Source organism: Janthinobacterium sp. DSP2-3-3, from assembly GCF_049897325.1.
Classification (GTDB): Bacteria; Pseudomonadota; Gammaproteobacteria; order Burkholderiales; family Burkholderiaceae_D; genus Janthinobacterium.
Map to the genome: position 1 here is coordinate 184,118 of NZ_JAFCWA010000001.1, position 17,146 is coordinate 201,263.

The following is a 17,146-nucleotide window of genomic DNA, read 5'->3' on the forward strand; positions in this document are numbered from 1 at the left end:
AAGACAGGGTTTTCCCTGTCTTTTTTTTCGTCTGCTTTTTTTTCTGCTTATTTCGGCATCAGCACCGTGTCAATGACATTGATCACACCATTCGATTGATACACATCATAGGTGCTGATGTTGGCGCTATTGCCGCCCTCATCCATCACCACGATGTTGTGCATGCCGTTCATGGCGAACATCAGCTTGCCCCCGCTGGCCGTGGGCAAGCTGGCTTTACCATTGTGCATCTTGATTTCACGGGCCAGCGCCTTGAAGTCGTATTTGCCGGGCACCACGTGATAAGTGAGGATTTTCGTCAGCGTCGCCTTGCTTTCTGGTTTGACCAGGGTCTCGACGGTGCCGGCCGGCAACTTGCCAAACGCCGCATTCGTCGGCGCGAACACGGTAAATGGCCCCTTGCCTTTCAAGGTATCGACCAGGCCTGCCGCCTTGACGGCAGCCACCAGGGTCGTGTGGTCGGCCGAATTGACGGCGTTATCGACGATGTCCTTGGACGGATACATGCTTTGGCCACCCACCATGGTCGTCATATCGGCGGCAAACGGGGCGCTGGCGGCCAGCATGGAAGTGACAAACAGTGCTGCGGGAACGAAGGTGCGCATGATGATATCTCCTGGATGACTGCGTTTGCATGATTGCAGGAGTACTTACGCGGCCTTTCCGCAAACGGATTCAACTTGCAGAAAACAAAAAAACGGCGTCGTGCAAGCGCACGACGCCGTTCCCGATATGCATCCCTTGCCGCGGGCCGGATACTCCAGCCCGCGGTGCCGGGAAACTAGTTGGCCGCCACCTGCGGCTCCGTCTCGCCCCAGCCGCCGCCCAGGGCGCGGATCAGCGCCACCGTGGTAACGGCGCGGTTGCCACGCAGCTGCACGGCGTTGCGCTCGATGGACGCCAGGTTGCGCTGCGCGTCGAGCAAGTCCAGGTAGCTGGAACGGCCCGCGTCGTACAGCTTTTGCGCCAGGTCGGCCGAGCGGCGCGCCGAAACAACGGCTTCGTCGATCTGCTGCGTCTGGCCCGACAGGATGCGCAAGCCGGCCAGGTTGTCTTCCACCTCGGCGAAGGCCACCAGCACACTCTGGCGATACGTCGCCACCGATTCTTCCAGCTGCGCTTCGCTGCGACTCACGGCAGCTTTATTACGTCCGCCGTCAATGATGGGCATCGACATCAGGGCGCCCAGCAGCCAGGAGCGGCTGCTCCACTTGAAGATATCCGAGAAGGTATCGGATGCGCCTCCACCGGAGGCGTTCAGCGTCAGGGCCGGGAACATGGCCGATTTCGCCACGCCGATGCGCGCATTCGACGCTTCCATGGTGCGCTGCGCCGACGCGATGTCGGGACGGCGTTCCAGCAGGGACGACGGCATGCCGGCCGGGATCACGGGCAGGAAGCCGCTATCTTGCAGCGGGTTGACGGTCGCCGTGAAACTGGCGGCCGGTTTGCCCAGCAGTACCGCCAGCGCATGCTCGCCGGTGGCGCGCTGGCGCTGCAGGCCGATGGCTTCGGCGCGCACGGTCGACAGCTCCGTGCGGGCACGCGACAGGTCGAATTCGCCGATGTCGCCTAGGTCATAGCGGCGCTGGTTCACATGCACGCTTTCCTCGCGCAGGCGCACCGTCTGGGCCAATGTCGCCAGTTCGGCATCCGTGGCGCGCAGCTGGAAGTAGGTCTGCGCCACGTCGGCCTGCAGCGACAGCAACACCGAGCGGTAGGTCGCTTCCACGGCCAGCGCATCGCTGCGCGAGGCGCTGACATTCGACGCCACTCTGCCGAACAAATCGACTTCGTAGCTGGCCGTCAGGTTGGCCTGGTAGACATTCGTGGCCGCCACGGGCGCGCCGTTCGGCACGCCGAGCGACACGGCGGAAGCGCGGTTGCGCTGGCCGCCCACGTTCACGCCCACTTGCGGGATGCGGTCCGCTTCGGCGATGCCGGCAATCGCCCTCGCCTGCTTGACGCGGGCGGCGGCGACAGCCAGGTTGGCATTCGCCTGCGTGGCTTCATTGATCAAGCTGGTCAAAGCCGGATCATTGAACGCCAGCCACCATTCGCCGCGCGCCTGGCGCTCGGCCATACCCGTCTGGCCCTGCTTCCAGCGCGTGCCATCGGCCGCCGTCTGCACGGCCGGCAAGGTTTGCGCTTCTTTGAACGCCGTCGGCGTCTCGATCTGCGGCTGCTTAAACTCCGGCGCCGCGCAGGCGGCCAGCAGCACGGCCGCTGCCATGGCGGTCAGCACAGGCTTGACACGCCAGATAATTTCCTTGGTTTTCAATATATATCTCCTTCCAGGTCCAGTGCTGGCGCGGCGACAGGCTTGGCGGCAGCGGCGGCTGGTTTTTTCTCAAAACGCTGCGCCAGGGTGCGCAGCAGTACGTAGAACACGGGCGTCAGGAACAGGCCGAAGAAGGTCACGCCCAGCATGCCGGCAAACACCGCCACGCCCATGGCATGGCGCATTTCCGAACCTGCGCCGTGCGAGAACACCAGGGGTACCACGCCCATGATGAAGGCGATCGACGTCATCAGAATCGGACGCAAACGCAGGCGGCACGCTTCCAGCGCCGCTTGCACGACGCTGCGGCCATGCCCTTCCAGTTCGCGGGCGAATTCCACAATCAGAATCGCATTCTTCGACGCCAACCCCACCAGCACGAACAGCGCGATCTGGGTGAACACATTGTTGTCGCCACCGGTCAGTTTCACGCCAAGGAGCGCGCAGAGGATCGACATCGGCACGATCAGGATCACGGCCAGCGGCAGGGTCCAGCTTTCGTACTGGGCGGCCAGCACCAGGAACACCAGCAGCACGCACAGCGGAAACACATAAATCATCGTATTGCCGGACAAGATGTCCTGGTAGGTCAGCTCCGTCCATTCATACGAAATCCCTTGCGGCAGCACTTCCTTGGCGATGCGTTCCAGCGCGACTTGCGCCTGACCGCTCGACACGCCAGGTGCGGCGCCGCCGTTGAAATCGGCTGCGGCATAGGCGTTGTAGCGCTGCACGCGGTCCGGACCATAGCTATCCTTGACGCGCATCAGCGACGACAGGGGAATCATCTCGCCCTTGTTATTACGCACTTTCAGCTGCGCGATATCCTGGGCATGCGAACGGAACGCGGCATCGGCTTGCACGCGCACCTGGTAGGTGCGGCCAAACTGGTTGAAGTCGTTCACGTACAGCGAACCGAGGTTGATCTGCAAGGTCTGGTAAATCGTTTGCAGCTGCACGCCCATCTGCTTGGCTTTAACGCGGTCGACGTCGGCAAACAGCTGCGGCACGTTGATCTGGTAGCCCGAGAACACGCCCGCCAGTTCCGGCGTCTGGTACGCTTTCGCGGCCAGTGCCTGGGTGGCGTTGTACAGCGCGTCGTAACCGAGGTTGCCGCGATCTTCGATCATCATCTTGAAGCCGCCGATGGTGCCCAGGCCGTTGACCGGCGGTGGCGGGAAGACCATGATGAAGGCGTCCTGGATACCGCCCAGGCGCTTGTTGATCTCGGCCGCGATGGCGCCGCCCGACAATTCCTTGGTGGTGCGTTCATCGAACGGCTTCAGCGTGGCGAAGACGATGCCGGCGTTCGGCGCATTGGTAAAGTCGTTGATCGACAGGCCGGGGAAGGCGATGGTCGATTCAACGCCAGGCACCGACTTGATGACGTCGGACATGCGGCGCACGACATCTTCCGTGCGATCCAGCGAGGCGGCGTCAGGTAATTGCGCAAAGCCCACCAGGTATTGCTTGTCCTGCGCTGGCACGAAGCCGGCCGGCACGGACTTGAAGGTGAAGATGGCGGCGACGACCAGCAGCGCATACACGCCCAGCGAGGCGCTCTTGCGACCCAATACACCCGTCACACCCGCTTCATAGCGGTGCGAAGCGCGGCCGAAGAAGCGGTTGAACCAGGCAAAGAAGCGGCCGAAGACCATGTCCATGCCACGCGTCAGCGCGTCTTTCGGCGCATCGTGCGGACGCAGCAGCGCGGCCGACAGGGCTGGCGCCAGGGTCAGCGAGCTGAAAGCGGAGATCACGGTCGAAATGGCGATGGTCAGCGCGAACTGGCGGTAGAACTCGCCCGACAGGCCTGGCACGAAGGCGATCGGCACGAACACGGCGCACAGCACCAGGGCGATGGCGACGATAGGACCGCTGACCTCTTTCATGGCCTGGATGGTGGCGTCGCGCGGCGACAAGCCTTCCTCGATGTTGCGCTCGACGTTTTCCACCACCACGATGGCGTCATCGACGACGATACCGATGGCCAGCACGAGGCCGAACAGCGACAGCGTGTTGATCGAGAAGCCAAAGCCCAGCATCACGGCAAAGGTACCGACAATCGACACGGGGACGGCCAGCAGTGGAATGATCGATGCGCGCCAGGTTTGCAGGAAGATGATCACCACCAGCACCACCAGGGCGATGGCCTCCAACAGGGTATGGATCACCGCTTCGATGGACGAGCGCACGAACTGCGTGGGGTCGTACTCGATGCGGTATTCCACGCCTTGCGGGAAGTCTTTTTTCAGTTCGTCCATCTTGGCGCGCACGTCGGACGACAATTGCAGCGCGTTGGCATTCGGTGCCTCGAAAATACCCATGCCGACGGCCGGATTATTGTTCAGCAGCGAACGCAGCGAGTAGCTGTTGGCGCCCATTTCCACGCGTGCCACGTCCTTCAGGTGCGTCACGGCGCCGTCGGCATTGGTGCGCACGATGATGGCGCCAAATTCCTCGGGCGTCTGCAGACGGCCCTGGGTATTGACGGTCAGCTGGAAGTCCGAGTTCTTCGCCGGCGAAGCGCCGATCACGCCGGCCGCCACCTGCACGTTCTGCTCGCGGATGGCGTCGACGACGTCATTGGCCGTCATGCCGCGCGCCGCCACTTTTTGCGGATCGAGCCAGATGCGCATGGCGTAGTCGCCGGCGCCGAAGATCTGGATGTCGCCCATGCCGGACAAACGGGCCAGCTGGTCCTTGACGTTCAGCACCGCGTAGTTACGCAGATACATGTCGTCATAGCGCTTGTTCGGCGAGACCAGGTGCACCACCATGGTCAGATTGGGCGAAGACTTGACGGTCGTCACGCCGATCTGGCGCACTTCCTCGGGCAGGCGCGGCAAGGCGCGCTGCACGCGGTTCTGCACCTGCGTCTCGGCTTGCTCGACGTTGGTGCCGATCTTGAAGGTCACGGTCAGCATCATCGAACCATCGGACGTATTTTGCGAGGACATGTACAGCATGTTCTCGACGCCGTTGATCTGCTCTTCGAGCGGCGCGGCCACGGTTTCAGCGATCACTTTCGGGTTGGCGCCCGGATATTGCGCGCGCACCACCACGGATGGCGGCACGACGTCGGGATACTCGGAGATGGGCAGGCCGAATATCGACAGCAGCCCGGCCACGAATATGACTATCGACAGCACCGCCGCGAAAATCGGCTTGTCGATGAAAAAGCGGGAAAAATTCATGTTTATTCCTTGGAAGTCGATGCTGCTTTGGCGGCGATCTTGGCTGCTTCAGGTTTCGCAGGGGCGACCGGCGCGGTCGGGTCAAAATCCATGGCCACCATCTGCGGCGTCACCGGCGCGCCGGGGCGCACACGCTGCAAGCCGTTGACGACGACTTTCTCGCCCGCTTTCAAGCCTTCGCGCACCACGCGCAAGCCGTCCGAGTTCGGGCCCAGCTTGACGGCGCGGTATTCAGCCTTGTTGTCGGCACCCACCACGTACACGTATTTGCGGCTTTGATCCGTGCCGACTGCGCGATCGCTGATCAAGAGGGCCGTGCTTTGCGCCTGCGGGCCGTTGCCGCCGTCGAGCTGGATGCGCGCGAACAGGCCGGGCACCAGCTGGCGCTCGGCATTGGCGAAGGTGGCGCGCATGCGCACGCTGCCCGTGGCAGGGTCGAGCTGGTTGTCGACGAATTCCAGCTTGCCTTCATGCGGGAAGCCCGTTTCGTTGGCCAGGCCCACCTTGACGGTGACGGGCGTGCCCTTTTGCGCCGTGCCGGCCACGCGCAGATACGTATCTTCATCGCCGTCGAAGCTGGCGTAGATGCGGTCCGTCGACACCACCGAAGTCAAGATGGCGGAAGCGTCGATCAGGTTGCCGACGGTGATTTCCGCCTTGCTGACACGGCCGCTGATCGGTGCCTGCACCTGCGTGTACGACAAGTTCAGCTTGGCCGCTTCATATGCGGCTTGCGCCGAGCGGGCGTTCGCGTCCAGCTCTTTCAAGCCCGAAGCCTTTTCATCGAATTCTCGCTGGGCGATGGCTTTTTCGGCCAGCAGCTTTTCAGCGCGCGACAATTCCAGCTTGGCCAGTTCCGCCTTGGCGCGGGCCGAGGCGGCCGTGCCTTCGGCGCGCGACACTTCTGCCTGGAATGGGCGCGGATCGATGACGAACAACACCTCGCCCTTCTTCACTTCGCTGCCCGGCTTGAAGTTGACGGCCGTGATGAAGCCGCCGACGCGCGAGCGGATTTCCACGCGCTCGATCGCTTCCAGGCGGCCCGAGAATTCCTGGGTTTCCGTGATCTGTTTTTCAATGACGGTGGCGGCCGAGATAGGCGGGCCACCGGCCGCTGGCGCGTCGGGCACCTTGCTGTTGGCCGAATCGCAGCCAGCCAGGCTCACGGCCACCAGTCCTGCCAGCGCGAGCGAAGCGGCCATGGGCTTGAGTAAGGTACCCAAGGTGGAAAATTGTTGAACGTTTTTCATTTTATTTCCCTGTTTTATGAAAATTTCTAATGGTATGGACGGCAGGAAGCAAGCCAACTAAAAGTGGAAACTGCAGCGTATGGTGGTGCCATGGCGCCCGACGGCGCTCGATCAAAGGTAAACAGGCCGCCAGCTGCTTAAAAGCGGACGGGGACGACGAAGCTGGCTGTGCGAGCGCACAACGCAGACAAGATGGGAACTACACTGCGTAGTGTAGCAACCGAAAATCAAAAAGTAAACTAGTTGGTGTAATTTTTTACAGCGCCGCAGAAGGCGGCGTCATGACTCAGGCTCCTGCCCCAGTCCAGCGACAAAGCTGGCAATTTCGCTCAATACCTGCACCTTGCAGGCGCACTCATTGCGGGCGGTCGCGTCTTGCAGCGGCGCGGCGGCCATGCGCCGCACGGTGGTCTTGATGCCGCAGGCGATCAATTTGCTGCCGTATTGTTCAGCCTCGTCGCGCAATGGGTCATCTTCGCTGGACAGGATGAGCGCCGGCGGCAGGTTCTTCAGGCGGCTCGACTGCAATGGCGAGGCGTACGGATGGGTACGGTCAGCGGCATTCGGCAAGTAGCCACGGTAGGCGGCGGCGCATTGGTCCGCCACTTCCGCCAGGTCCGGACAGGTCGGCAAGTGGCGCATCGAACAGGTCGACAGGCCGGGGTCGAGCATGGGCATGATCAGCACCTGGCCCGCGAGGGGCGGTCCGCCCCGGTCGCGCGACATCATGGCGCACACGGCGGCCAGGTTGGCGCCCGCTTCGATGCCCGACACTACCATCTGCTTGCCCGTCCAGCCCAGCTTGGACTTGTTCTTTTTTGCCCACAGCAGCACGGCATGCGCGTCTTCCACGGCGGCGGGGAATGGCCGCACCTTCGCCAGCGTGTAGTTCGCGGCCAGCACCACGTGGTCCGGGTTGCTCAGCACGAGGCAGCGCAGGAAGTCATCCGCGTCGTCCAGGTCGCCGTCGACAAAGCCGCCGCCATGGAAGAAGACGATCAGGCTGGACTGCTTGGCGCCCGGCACGCCAGCCGTGTAGACGCGCGCGGCGAGCGCATCCTGCGCCCCCTGCACCTGGATGTCGCGTATCTTCAGCGCCTGGCCAGGTGCCAGCTCGGCTGCGGTCTCGGCAAAGCTCATTGCGCCACCACCGGCTGCACCGCAACATCGAGCACCGTGTCGTTCAGGCACAATAGGGCGACGCCGCCCACTTCATGGGTCAGGGCGCTATAACCGCTGGCTTCGCTTTGCGCCGCCATCGAGTACGCATCCGTCGATACCATCGCGGCCAAAGCAAGCGAGCTCATAGCCAGAGCGAGCAGTGCAAAGATTCCATTCCGATGACCCATGATTTTTCTCCCGTGAACTTCCTGCGGCATCACATTTATGCTGCAGTACAACAACTATAGACTTGATCTACAATCTGATAAAGAGTGCAATGACGAATTGATTGTTCAGGATTCTGAATAATCTGGCATAAAGTGATAGGAAATCAAGTGAACAAGCTGCAAGCCATGGAAGTTTTCATCCAAGTCGTCGATGCGGGCGGCTTTACGCGCGCGGCGGAAAACATGCAGTTGCCGAAAGCCACCGTATCGACCCTGATCCAGTCGCTGGAAGCGAGCCTGTCGGTTAAATTGCTCAACCGCACCACGCGCCATGTCAGCATCACCTCCGACGGCGCCGCGTATTACGAACGCTGCGTGCGCATCCTGTCCGACGTGCGCGAGGCCGAGGAATCGCTGTCGCGCACGCGCCTAAGCCCCAGCGGACGGTTGCGCGTGGATGCCCCCACGGCCCTGGCCAGCGAACTGATCATCCCCGCCCTGCCCGATTTTTTTGCCCGCTACCCGGACATCTCGCTGGAACTCGGTTGCAGCGACCGACCCGTCGACCTGATCGAGGAAGGGGTCGATTGCGCCGTGCGCGGCGGCGAATTGGGCGACCTGAACCTGATCGCGCGCCGGGTCGGCGTGCTGCACTTCATGACGTGCGCCGCACCAGGCTACCTGGCGCACCACGGCACGCCGCTGCATCCGAACGATTTGCCGCGCCACCGCGGCGTGAATTTTTTCTCCGCCAAAACGGGTAAAACGTTTGAATGGGATTTCACGCGCGCCGGCGAACGCATCCAGATCGCCATGCCCAGCCATATCGCCTTGAACGACTCGAACGCCTACACGGCAGCCGGCCTGGCCGGCCTGGGCATCGTGCAAATGACGCATTTCATGCTTGCGCCGCTGATAGAACAGGGCAAAATGGTGGAATTGCTCGGCGAATGGGAATCCGACCCGCTGCCCATCCACGTGATCTATCCGCCCAACCGCCATTTGTCCGCCAAGGTGCGCGTGTTCGTCGAATGGGTCGCCGACATGTTTATCAACCACCCGGCTACGCAACTGAAGGGCAAGAGCAGTCTTCCCAGCGCGCGCGCCACCCAGACCGAGGCACAGCCATGACCGCAACAAGCACATCCCCGCACCCGCACCGCATCGTCTTTCTCGACCGCGACAGCCTGATCGCCACCGTGCGCCCGCCCGCCTTCGCGCACAACTGGGAAGAGTATCCACACACCAAGGGCAGCGAGCTGACGGTGTCCCGCCTGCAAGGCGCCAGCATCGTCATCACGAATAAAGTGCCGCTGCGCGCGGCCGAGCTGGCCCAGCTGCCCGACTTGAAAATGATCGCCGTTGCCGCCACCGGCACGGATATCCTCGACCTGGCCGCCTGCCGCGAACGGGGCATCGTGGTGGCGAATATCCGCGACTATGCGCGCGCCACCGTGCCCGAGCATACGCTGGCGCTGATGCTGGCTCTGCGCCGCCAGCTGGTCGCCTACCGGGCGGACGTGGAAGCGGGTCTGTGGCAGGCATCGGACCGCTTCTGCCTGTTCGGCCACCCGATCCGCGACCTGGCCGGCAGCCGCCTTGGTTTGCTCGGCTATGGCGCGCTGGGCAAGTCCGTGGCGCAACTGGGCCGCGCCTTCGGCATGCACGTCATCGTGCACAACCGTTCTCCCATCGATGAGGAGGGCGTGACGCAAGTGACGTTCGATGAATTGCTGGCCACTTCCGACGTGCTCAGCCTGCACCTGCCGCTGACGGACAAGACGCGCAATATCCTTGGCGCCAAGGAACTGGCGCGCATGCGGCCGACAGCCCTCCTGATCAACACGGCGCGGGGCGGCCTGGTCGATGAAGCGGCGCTGGCCGAGGCGCTGACCCGTGGCGTGATCGCCGGCGCCGGTTTCGACGTGCTATCCAAGGAGCCGCCCCTGCCCGACAACCCGCTGTTGAATTTACGCCTGCCCAACTTCATCCTTACGCCGCACACGGCCTGGGCCAGCGGGGAAGCCATGCAAACGCTGGCCGACATCTTGATCGGCAACGTGGAAGCGTTTGAACGGGGTGCGCCGGTGAATGTGGTGGCATGAGCCTGCTGAACGAACTCGATGAACTGCTGTGCAGCGACGACGATGAATACGACCGCCTCGACCTGTTCCTCGAGGCGGATGCGCTGATCGGGCAACTGCAGTGCGCCGACGTGCCTGCGCTGCTGGCCCTGTGGCAGACGCGCAGCCTGTTCTGGCAACAGCGCTACACGCAAGCCTGCGGCGCCATCGACGGCGCCGTGCTGCGCGCAGTGCTGACGGGCTTGCTGCAGATCAAGCAGGTGCCCCATGGCGTGTTCGAACTGATGAGCCGGCTGCCGCCCGTGGCCGACGCGTCCCCGCTCAGCGAGGCCCTGCTCGATTACGCAGAACAAGCCTGGCATGCGAACCAAGAGCGGCAGCGGCAAATCCAGATCAGTTGCTGGAGTTGCGGGCTGTCGGGCCGGCTGCTGAAGCGGCTGGGACTGGCTTCGTGGAAAGACGCGGGCTTGTAGGCACTACGGCGCGGCGGGCCGCTCGAAGCTGAATCCCGGCGCATACAAGTGATAACCGTCGAAATCACCCTTGCCGATGGCCGCGCCTGCACTGCGCGCAATCGCATACGCCATGCTGAAGTGAAAATAGAAATTCGGCAGAATGTACAAATTCAAATAGGCATCGGCCGGCAGCGCGATGTCGGCGAAGCCGGCGCGGTCGCGGCAGATGCGTCCGGGCGGCCCGTCAAAGCACTCTGCGGGAATGTCCTTGAGGTAGCGCATGGTCTGCGCGATCTGTTCCTGCAGGCTGGCGGCGGTACTGAAATCGGCCACGTCCAGCCCCGCCAGCGGACAGCAGCCGCGCAGGGAAAAGCTCACGGCCGCGCGCACTTGCTGGGCGAACGGCAGCATGTCCGGGTGCAAACGCGCCGCCAGCATCTGCGGCGCGGTGCCGGTCTTGTCGAGCATGGCGGAAAGCTGCGCCAGGGAACGGCAAAAGATGGTGGCGGGATGGATGGGCATCAAGTCCTTCATGACTGGCCCTTGCCGCTGGACAAGCGCAGATACACGCGGATGACGCCCCAGCCTTCGCACACATGGCGGTAGCTGAGGCCGCAGCACTTGGCCGGGTCGAGGGCGCTACGGCGCGGGGCAAAGTATCCGCCTATGTCCGGGTAATGCATGGCCAGGAGCACCTCGCTGGCGCCTTCGGCCTCCAGCCCGACTGCATACCCGCACAGTTCTTCGGGCGAGTGAAAATGCAGCGTCTCATGCTCCGGCGCCGAATACGCTTGCGCCACGGCCGCGCCGGGCTTGGCGAAGATCGCCTCGGCCATGGCCGCGATACCTGCTTCTGAGATTGCCACCATGCTCCCTTCATTTGCCGCATAGCACTGCAGCGATGAACGCCATCCTAGCATGGCGTCAGCGCCGATGGCGGCTGAAAAATTCCCAAATAACCTCATTCGCATCGATGGCGCGCGTGGTCTTGCCGATGGGCAGTCCGATATTGAAGGCATCGGCGCCGGGCCACGTGTGACCGCCTTCCTCGACGCGGATCAAGGCCACGCTGGCGCCGCCAGCACCACTCCCCTGCTCCCGCCAGCTGACCTGCGTGACGTCGCCAGCAGGGCCAGGCATCAGGCGCGGCTGCGGCATGACGCCTTCGATGCCGTTGTGCCTGCGCCAGTAGCCGAACGTGTCTTCGGCCGACAGGTAGCTGGCAGCCTTGCCCTCAAACAGCACCACCTTGTCCGCTGTCCCCTGTATCAACAGCATACCGACCTTGTCCGTCTTCTGGTGATGCTGCTGTACCGGTTCCGGCATGGGCGCGCCCACCGAGGCGACGGCAGCAAAGTATTGGGGCAGCTCGGCCGCCAGGCGCAGGGCAAAGAAACCGCCGCGCGACAAGCCCGTGGCATACACGCGCTTGTCATCGATGCGGTAGTCCTGCTTGAGCTTACTCAACATGGCTTGCGTAAAACCGATGTCGTCCGTGCCCGCCAGGTAATCCATGCCGAAGCCCACATTCCAGTCTTGCTTGATGCCTTGCGGATACACAACGATGAACTGGTGCCGCTCGGCAGCCCCGTTCATCTGCGTGTACAGCATTTGTTCCGCCATGCTCATGCCGCCGCCATGGAAATTGAAGACGACGGGAAACGCCTGCTGCGGCGCTTTATCATAGGCGGCGGGCGTGTAGACGATGTAGCGGCGTTTTTCCTCCTTGTGCTGCAGCGATTGCACCTGGGCCAGCACGGGCGTGGACAGGCTGCACAGGATCAACAGCTTGATGGCAATTTTCATGGGCTTCCCTTCAGAATAAAAGAGCAGCCAGCATAAGCAGGGTCAGGTGAAATCGCGGTGAAATCCAGCGTCTTTATGCTTGTTGCGCCAGCATGATGGCGACGCGGTACTGCGTCGCGCCGGGGTGGAAAGCAATCTCCCAGCGCATGGCCTGGGCCAGGCGCAGCAGCAGGTTCTGGCCGTGCGCAAAACCCTGGACGCGCCGCGGCTGCCCCGCCCGCAGCGTATTGACGATGCTCAGGCAGCCTTGCGCAAACGTAATGCTGAGGCGGCAATCGGCGCCGCCATGGAACAGGGCATTGGCCAGGCAATTATTGATGAGCAACATGACCAGCTGCCCGTTGCCGGCCACATCCAGCCGCTCGGGCAGCGCCAGGGTCAGCAAGTCGGCATCCCATGCAAAATCGTCAAGCAGGCGTAACAGGCATTGCTCTATGCAGCCGCGCAACTCCACCAACTCGCCGGGCAGCTGCTCGGCCCGCGCCAGTGCGAACAACACTTCGATGGTGGCGCGCATGTCGTCGACGCCCTGCTCCAGCTGCGCCCGCTCTTGCACGCCCAAGGGCTGCGCCCCGGCCAGCGCCAGGGTGTTGTGCATCAAGGTCAGCGGCGTGCGCAGTTCGTGGCTGACGTCGCGCGCGAAGGACTGTTCGCGCTGCAAGACCGCCTGCAGGTCGGCAAAGGTGGTTTCCAGGCGGCGCGCCAGGAAACCGATCTCGTCTGGCCGGTCGCGCTCGCTGAAATGGACGGCGCTGCCGGGCGCCAGCTGGCGCGCCTCCTGCGCCAGGCGCTGCAAGGGCTGCACGAGACGCCGCGCCAGCCAGTAGGCCAGCAGCAGGGCCAGGCCGATCAGCGCCAGCGCCACGCCCAGCACGACGCCGCCCACTTGCGGCACCAGGCGCGACACCACCAGCACGGGCGCCACGTCGGCCAGCAAATACGCGCGCCGCGACTGGCCCGCGGCAACGAGGTCCAGCGCCAGCACGTGATAATGCTGGCCAGTCGTGGTAAACACTTCCGCGCGCGGGGCCGATGCAGGCATCTTCTCACGCACCGCTTGAGGCAATGCAAGGTAGCTGCCATAAACCGTGATGAGGTCGCTGCCAGACGGCGTCAGCTTGCCGTGCTGGCGCAAGCGCATGCTGACGGCCGCCGCCTCGCGCTCGAGCAGGCGCTGCACCAGCATGTCTTCCGTCACGTAGGCAATCACCAGCGCCAAGCCCGTGTAACATAGGCACAGCAGGACGGTGAAACCGGCCAGGGCCGCGAACAGGCGGCGGCGAATCGACTTAGCCATCGCAGGCCGCCGCGTCGAAGGCAAGGCGGTAGCCCAGCTGCGGTATGGTCACCAGCACGCCTGCCGCACCAGCCCCGCCAAGCAACTCCAGCTGCTTGCGCAGCGCGTAGATATGCGATTTGAGGGCATCGCTATCGGGCGGCCGGCTACCCCACAACTGCTGCAGCAAGGCCGAGCGCGATACGGCGTGCGGATGTTCGCGGCACAGCAGCAGCAAGATTTTAAAGCCCGTCTGCGTCAGCGGCAGCGCCGCATCGCCATACAGGGCGCGCCCTGCGCGCGTCTGCAAGGTGAAGGGCCCCACGCGCATTTCCTGGTGCATGTGCAACTGCTGCCGGCGCGCCAGCGCTTCGCAGCGCAAGGCCAGTTCGCGCAAGTCGAACGGCTTGGTCAGGTAATCGTCGGCGCCATCGCGAAAGCCCCGCGCCTTGTCTTCATACGCATCGCGCGCCGTCAGCATCAAGATCGGCACATTGCTGGGCGCCCCCGCCTTGATGGCGCGGCACACTTGCAAGCCATCGATGTCGGGCAAGTTCAGGTCCAGCAGCACCACGTCATAGCTGTTGCTCGTGGCCAATTGCACCGCCAGCGCCCCCGTGCCAGCATGGTCCGTCTGCCAGCCCAAGCCGTCGAGAAAGTCGAGTACTTGGCGCGCGATGGCCAGGTGGTCTTCCACCAGCAGGATGCTCAAGGGAGGCGTGCTCATGGAACATCGGCAATGCGCGCATATAGCCAGAAGTTGCCGGATCTTCTACGGACTTGCCGGTAGCAGCGCAGATAGCCTTCCCGTTCAAAATCGCAGCGATCGAGCACGCGGATCGAACCTTCATTGCTCTCCAGCACAGTCGCCTGGATGCGCAGGAGGCCGAGGCGCTGGAAGCCCCAGTCCACGACAGCGTTTACGACGGCCGTGGCCACGCCCTGCCCCCATACAGCGGGCGCCAGGTCGTAGGCGATCTCTGCCGTGCGATGCTGGGGGGAAATGGCATTCAAGCCGATGGTCCCCACCAGTTGGCCGCCGTCGCGCAGCACGACGGCCAGTCGCATGGGCGAAGACGCCGCGGCCGATGCGTAATCATCGAAATTGACCTGCAGATCGTCGATGCAACGCAAGTCCCAGCTCGTGTGTTCAATGACGGCGGGGTCGGCCAGATACGCGTACCAGGCGGGCGCGTCGGTACGTTCCAGGTGGCGCAAGGTCACCAGTGGATGGGTGGAACAGGGCAAGTCAGGCGGTTTCATCGTTCGCTTCTGCAATGACTCACGCGGCGCCCTTGCGCCGCGCTTCCCACTCGCGCCGTAGCAAACCGTACAGGGCTGAATCGCTGACCTGGCCGCCGACGATCCAGCGTTCGGGCAAAAAGCCTTCCTTGTTGAAGCCCTGGCGCTCGAGGGCGCTGGCCGAACCGGCATTGAGCGGGTCGATATCGGCTTCCAGGCGGTTCAGGTCGCGCTCGACGAAGGCGAATTCCAGCAGCGCACACAAGGCTTCGTGCATATAGCCCTTGCCCCAGTATGGACGGCCCAGCGCATAGCCGATCTCGGCGCGGCGGTTCTGGCGGTGCTCGGAAAACAGGCTGCAGCTGCCCAGATATTCACCCGTCGCCTTCAGCTCGACGGCGAAGCGGAAGAACTCTTCGTTTTCGAAAGCGGCAAGGTCTTCGGCAATCTGGCGCGCCGCGCGGCCGGCATCGGTCCACGGCGGTTCGCTGAAATAGCGCATCACTTCGGGATCCGCATGCATGGCGAATTGCGCCGCTTCATCCGATGGCTGCGGCTTGCGCAGAATCAATCGTTCAGTGGTGATGGTCTTGCTGTAGGTCATGGCGCTCCAGTCTGGCGGCAAACGGACGAATACTCATTATTCCATGCAAAATAACGATGTGGCAATTTTGTGGCGGTGCCTTTAATGTACCATGGCAATATTTTTCCCCATATCATTGATACAACTTCATGCTCCGCTTATGCACGCCATAAAAGACGCAGCACACACCGAAGCCGACCATGCCCATCCCTAGAATCCACCTCACCATGCCGCTCGCCATCGGCGCACTGGCCGTCTGGCTGTGCCTGAGCTTGGGCGGCCGCTGGCTGGAATCCGCCGGCTACGCCTTGCCGGGCGCCGCCGTCACCGGCCGTATCGGCCTGTCGTGGGCGCTGGCCGCACTGTTCGCACTGGCGCTGCTGCTGGCCTCAAGCCGGCGCCGCGCGGCGGGCATGCGCGCGCCGCCGCTGAAAACGCTGTGGCTGGTCTGGCCACCGCTGCTGTATGCGCTGCTGATGCTGTTGCTGGCCTGGGCGGGCGGCTGGCCGCAGCCCCGTGTGCTACTGATCGTGGCGTGCAATGCGGCGCTGGTGGCCATCTCGGAAGAACTGATGTTCCGCGCCATCTTGCTACAGGGCATGCTCGACCGGTATGCCGTCTGGCCCGCCGTGTTGATGTCCTCGGCGCTGTTCGGCCTGGCCCATACGGCCAACGGCCTGGCAACGGGCGACGTCAGCGGCGCCCTGTGGCAAGCGGTGGCCGCCACGCTGCAGGGCATCGGCTATGCAGCCATCCGCCTGCGCACGCGTTCGGTATGGCCCATGGTGCTCGTGCATGGCCTGTGGGACTACGCGCTGGTGACGGCCACCTTGCCGAACCCGGCCGAGTATGGCGTGTCCATCCTGCCATATATCGCCCTGCTGGCCGTGCTGCCCTTGTGCCTGTACGGCATCTACCTGCTGCGCCCCAGCCAGAGGGCGGTCATATCTCAACTACAACCATAGGGAATCCGCATGGCGTTTTTTTCCCATGATTACGAAGTGTTCCTGCTGCTGGCCGCGCCCGATGCAGCACCGCTGTGGGAGGCGGCGCAATGGGCACCTTTTGCCGCCAGCCTCGATGCTATCGTGGCGCGAGCGGGAACGCGGGGCAAGACCGGCGTGCGCAGCCATCAATACAATCCCAAGGGCAAACCGATTGCCTTTGGCCGCCTGGGCTGGGACGATAAATCGCACGCGAAGTGGACGCACACGGCGGAGACGGTAGATGCACGTTTCATGAGCCTGGAAGCGTGGGCGCCATCGTGGACGACCTGCGAAAAGGACGACCAGGCACCCGATTTGTTCCTCGCCCTGGCCAATGAATCGCTGCTGGGACGGGCCGGCAAGCCCCTGCAATTCGGCCAGCGCCTGGTGTGCGCCATCGCCACGGACATGGGTCCCGATGCAGCCGCCGCCTTGCGGCAATCCTTGACGCAACTGGCCGCGCGGCAAGACGCCGTCGTCTTTGCCCGCACGCGACGCCCGTGGGGCCGCGCCGCGTATGGCGGTTTCACGGGCGCCATCCAGGATATGCTGATCGGTGGCCTGTTCCAGCCCGACGACCCGCATGCGCAGCCGCTCGATGCGGCCACGTTCCGTGAAACCTGGACCTTGTTCGACATCCCCCATTCTTGAACGGACT

18 protein-coding genes are annotated in these 17,146 nt (G+C 63.4%); 5 read left to right on the forward strand and 13 right to left on the reverse strand.

Annotated features, from left to right (window positions below; genetic code table 11):
- Nucleotides 1–47 precede the first annotated feature (47 nt).
- The 6 genes from ACP7DE_RS00985 to ACP7DE_RS01010 form a co-directional block, all read right to left on the reverse strand.
- Complete coding sequence (locus ACP7DE_RS00985; protein WP_426070332.1) at nt 48–605, reverse strand: fasciclin domain-containing protein; 558 nt, start codon at nt 603–605, stop codon at nt 48–50.
- 176 nt (nt 606–781) lie between these two features.
- On the reverse strand, nt 782–2,233 hold the full coding sequence (locus ACP7DE_RS00990; protein WP_426070864.1) for an efflux transporter outer membrane subunit: 1,452 nt from the start codon (nt 2,231–2,233) through the stop codon (nt 782–784).
- Between the two features lie 44 nt (nt 2,234–2,277).
- Nucleotides 2,278–5,478, reverse strand: a complete 3,201-nt coding sequence (locus ACP7DE_RS00995; protein WP_426070333.1) for an efflux RND transporter permease subunit — start codon at nt 5,476–5,478, stop codon at nt 2,278–2,280.
- A gap of 2 nt (nt 5,479–5,480) precedes the next feature.
- A complete protein-coding gene (locus tag ACP7DE_RS01000) occupies nt 5,481–6,728 on the reverse strand; it encodes an efflux RND transporter periplasmic adaptor subunit (protein ID WP_426070334.1) in 1,248 nt (415 codons plus the stop codon).
- 279 nt (nt 6,729–7,007) lie between these two features.
- On the reverse strand, nt 7,008–7,868 hold the full coding sequence (locus ACP7DE_RS01005; protein WP_426070335.1) for an alpha/beta hydrolase: 861 nt from the start codon (nt 7,866–7,868) through the stop codon (nt 7,008–7,010).
- Nucleotides 7,865–8,035: a hypothetical protein gene (locus ACP7DE_RS01010; protein ID WP_161789575.1), complete on the reverse strand. Its 171-nt coding sequence runs from the start codon at nt 8,033–8,035 to the stop codon at nt 7,865–7,867. Before ACP7DE_RS01010 ends, ACP7DE_RS01005 begins: the two co-directional genes overlap by 4 nt.
- Nucleotides 8,036–8,224: 189 nt before the next feature.
- On the opposite strand from ACP7DE_RS01010, the gene ACP7DE_RS01015 reads away from it, so the two are divergent.
- Genes ACP7DE_RS01015 through ACP7DE_RS01025 form a run of 3 tightly spaced genes read left to right on the forward strand, consistent with a single transcriptional unit; the run spans nt 8,225 to nt 10,613 of the window.
- Entirely contained in the window at nt 8,225–9,187 is a 963-nt protein-coding gene (locus ACP7DE_RS01015; RefSeq protein ID WP_426070336.1) for a LysR substrate-binding domain-containing protein, read from the forward strand.
- A complete protein-coding gene (locus ACP7DE_RS01020; protein ID WP_426070337.1) occupies nt 9,184–10,161 on the forward strand; it encodes a D-2-hydroxyacid dehydrogenase in 978 nt (325 codons plus the stop codon). The genes ACP7DE_RS01015 and ACP7DE_RS01020 overlap by 4 nt, the downstream gene beginning before the upstream one ends.
- Nucleotides 10,158–10,613: a hypothetical protein gene (locus tag ACP7DE_RS01025; RefSeq protein ID WP_426070338.1), complete on the forward strand. Its 456-nt coding sequence runs from the start codon at nt 10,158–10,160 to the stop codon at nt 10,611–10,613. The genes ACP7DE_RS01020 and ACP7DE_RS01025 overlap by 4 nt, the downstream gene beginning before the upstream one ends.
- 3 nt (nt 10,614–10,616) lie before the next feature.
- Here ACP7DE_RS01025 and ACP7DE_RS01030 read toward each other — a convergent pair whose 3' ends face one another.
- The 7 genes from ACP7DE_RS01030 to ACP7DE_RS01060 all read right to left on the reverse strand — a co-directional run bounded on the left by ACP7DE_RS01030 (nt 10,617) and on the right by ACP7DE_RS01060 (nt 15,523).
- Nucleotides 10,617–11,129, reverse strand: coding sequence for a DUF1993 family protein (locus ACP7DE_RS01030; protein ID WP_426070339.1), 513 nt, complete (start codon nt 11,127–11,129; stop codon nt 10,617–10,619).
- Entirely contained in the window at nt 11,126–11,464 is a 339-nt protein-coding gene (locus tag ACP7DE_RS01035; RefSeq protein ID WP_426070340.1) for a hypothetical protein, read from the reverse strand. Before ACP7DE_RS01035 ends, ACP7DE_RS01030 begins: the two co-directional genes overlap by 4 nt.
- A 55-nt stretch (nt 11,465–11,519) precedes the next feature.
- The gene (locus ACP7DE_RS01040; RefSeq protein WP_426070341.1) at nt 11,520–12,401 is read right to left on the reverse strand and encodes an alpha/beta hydrolase family esterase; all 882 of its coding nucleotides are present in this window, start codon (nt 12,399–12,401) and stop codon (nt 11,520–11,522) included.
- 73 nt (nt 12,402–12,474) lie between these two features.
- Nucleotides 12,475–13,698: a sensor histidine kinase gene (locus tag ACP7DE_RS01045; protein ID WP_426070342.1), complete on the reverse strand. Its 1,224-nt coding sequence runs from the start codon at nt 13,696–13,698 to the stop codon at nt 12,475–12,477.
- Nucleotides 13,691–14,404: a response regulator transcription factor gene (locus tag ACP7DE_RS01050; RefSeq protein WP_426070343.1), complete on the reverse strand. Its 714-nt coding sequence runs from the start codon at nt 14,402–14,404 to the stop codon at nt 13,691–13,693. The genes ACP7DE_RS01045 and ACP7DE_RS01050 overlap by 8 nt, the downstream gene beginning before the upstream one ends.
- Nucleotides 14,401–14,940 (reverse strand): GNAT family N-acetyltransferase, encoded by a 540-nt coding sequence (locus ACP7DE_RS01055; protein ID WP_426070344.1) that lies wholly within the window; start codon nt 14,938–14,940, stop codon nt 14,401–14,403. The genes ACP7DE_RS01050 and ACP7DE_RS01055 overlap by 4 nt, the downstream gene beginning before the upstream one ends.
- Before the next feature lie 19 nt (nt 14,941–14,959).
- Entirely contained in the window at nt 14,960–15,523 is a 564-nt protein-coding gene (locus ACP7DE_RS01060; protein WP_426070345.1) for a GNAT family N-acetyltransferase, read from the reverse strand.
- A gap of 179 nt (nt 15,524–15,702) precedes the next feature.
- Between ACP7DE_RS01060 and ACP7DE_RS01065 the strand changes: the two genes are divergently transcribed.
- Complete coding sequence (locus ACP7DE_RS01065) at nt 15,703–16,467, forward strand: CPBP family intramembrane glutamic endopeptidase (protein ID WP_426070346.1); 765 nt, start codon at nt 15,703–15,705, stop codon at nt 16,465–16,467.
- 9 nt (nt 16,468–16,476) lie between these two features.
- Nucleotides 16,477–17,139, forward strand: a complete 663-nt coding sequence (locus ACP7DE_RS01070) for a hypothetical protein (protein WP_426070347.1) — start codon at nt 16,477–16,479, stop codon at nt 17,137–17,139.
- Nucleotides 17,140–17,146: the final 7 nt, after the last annotated feature.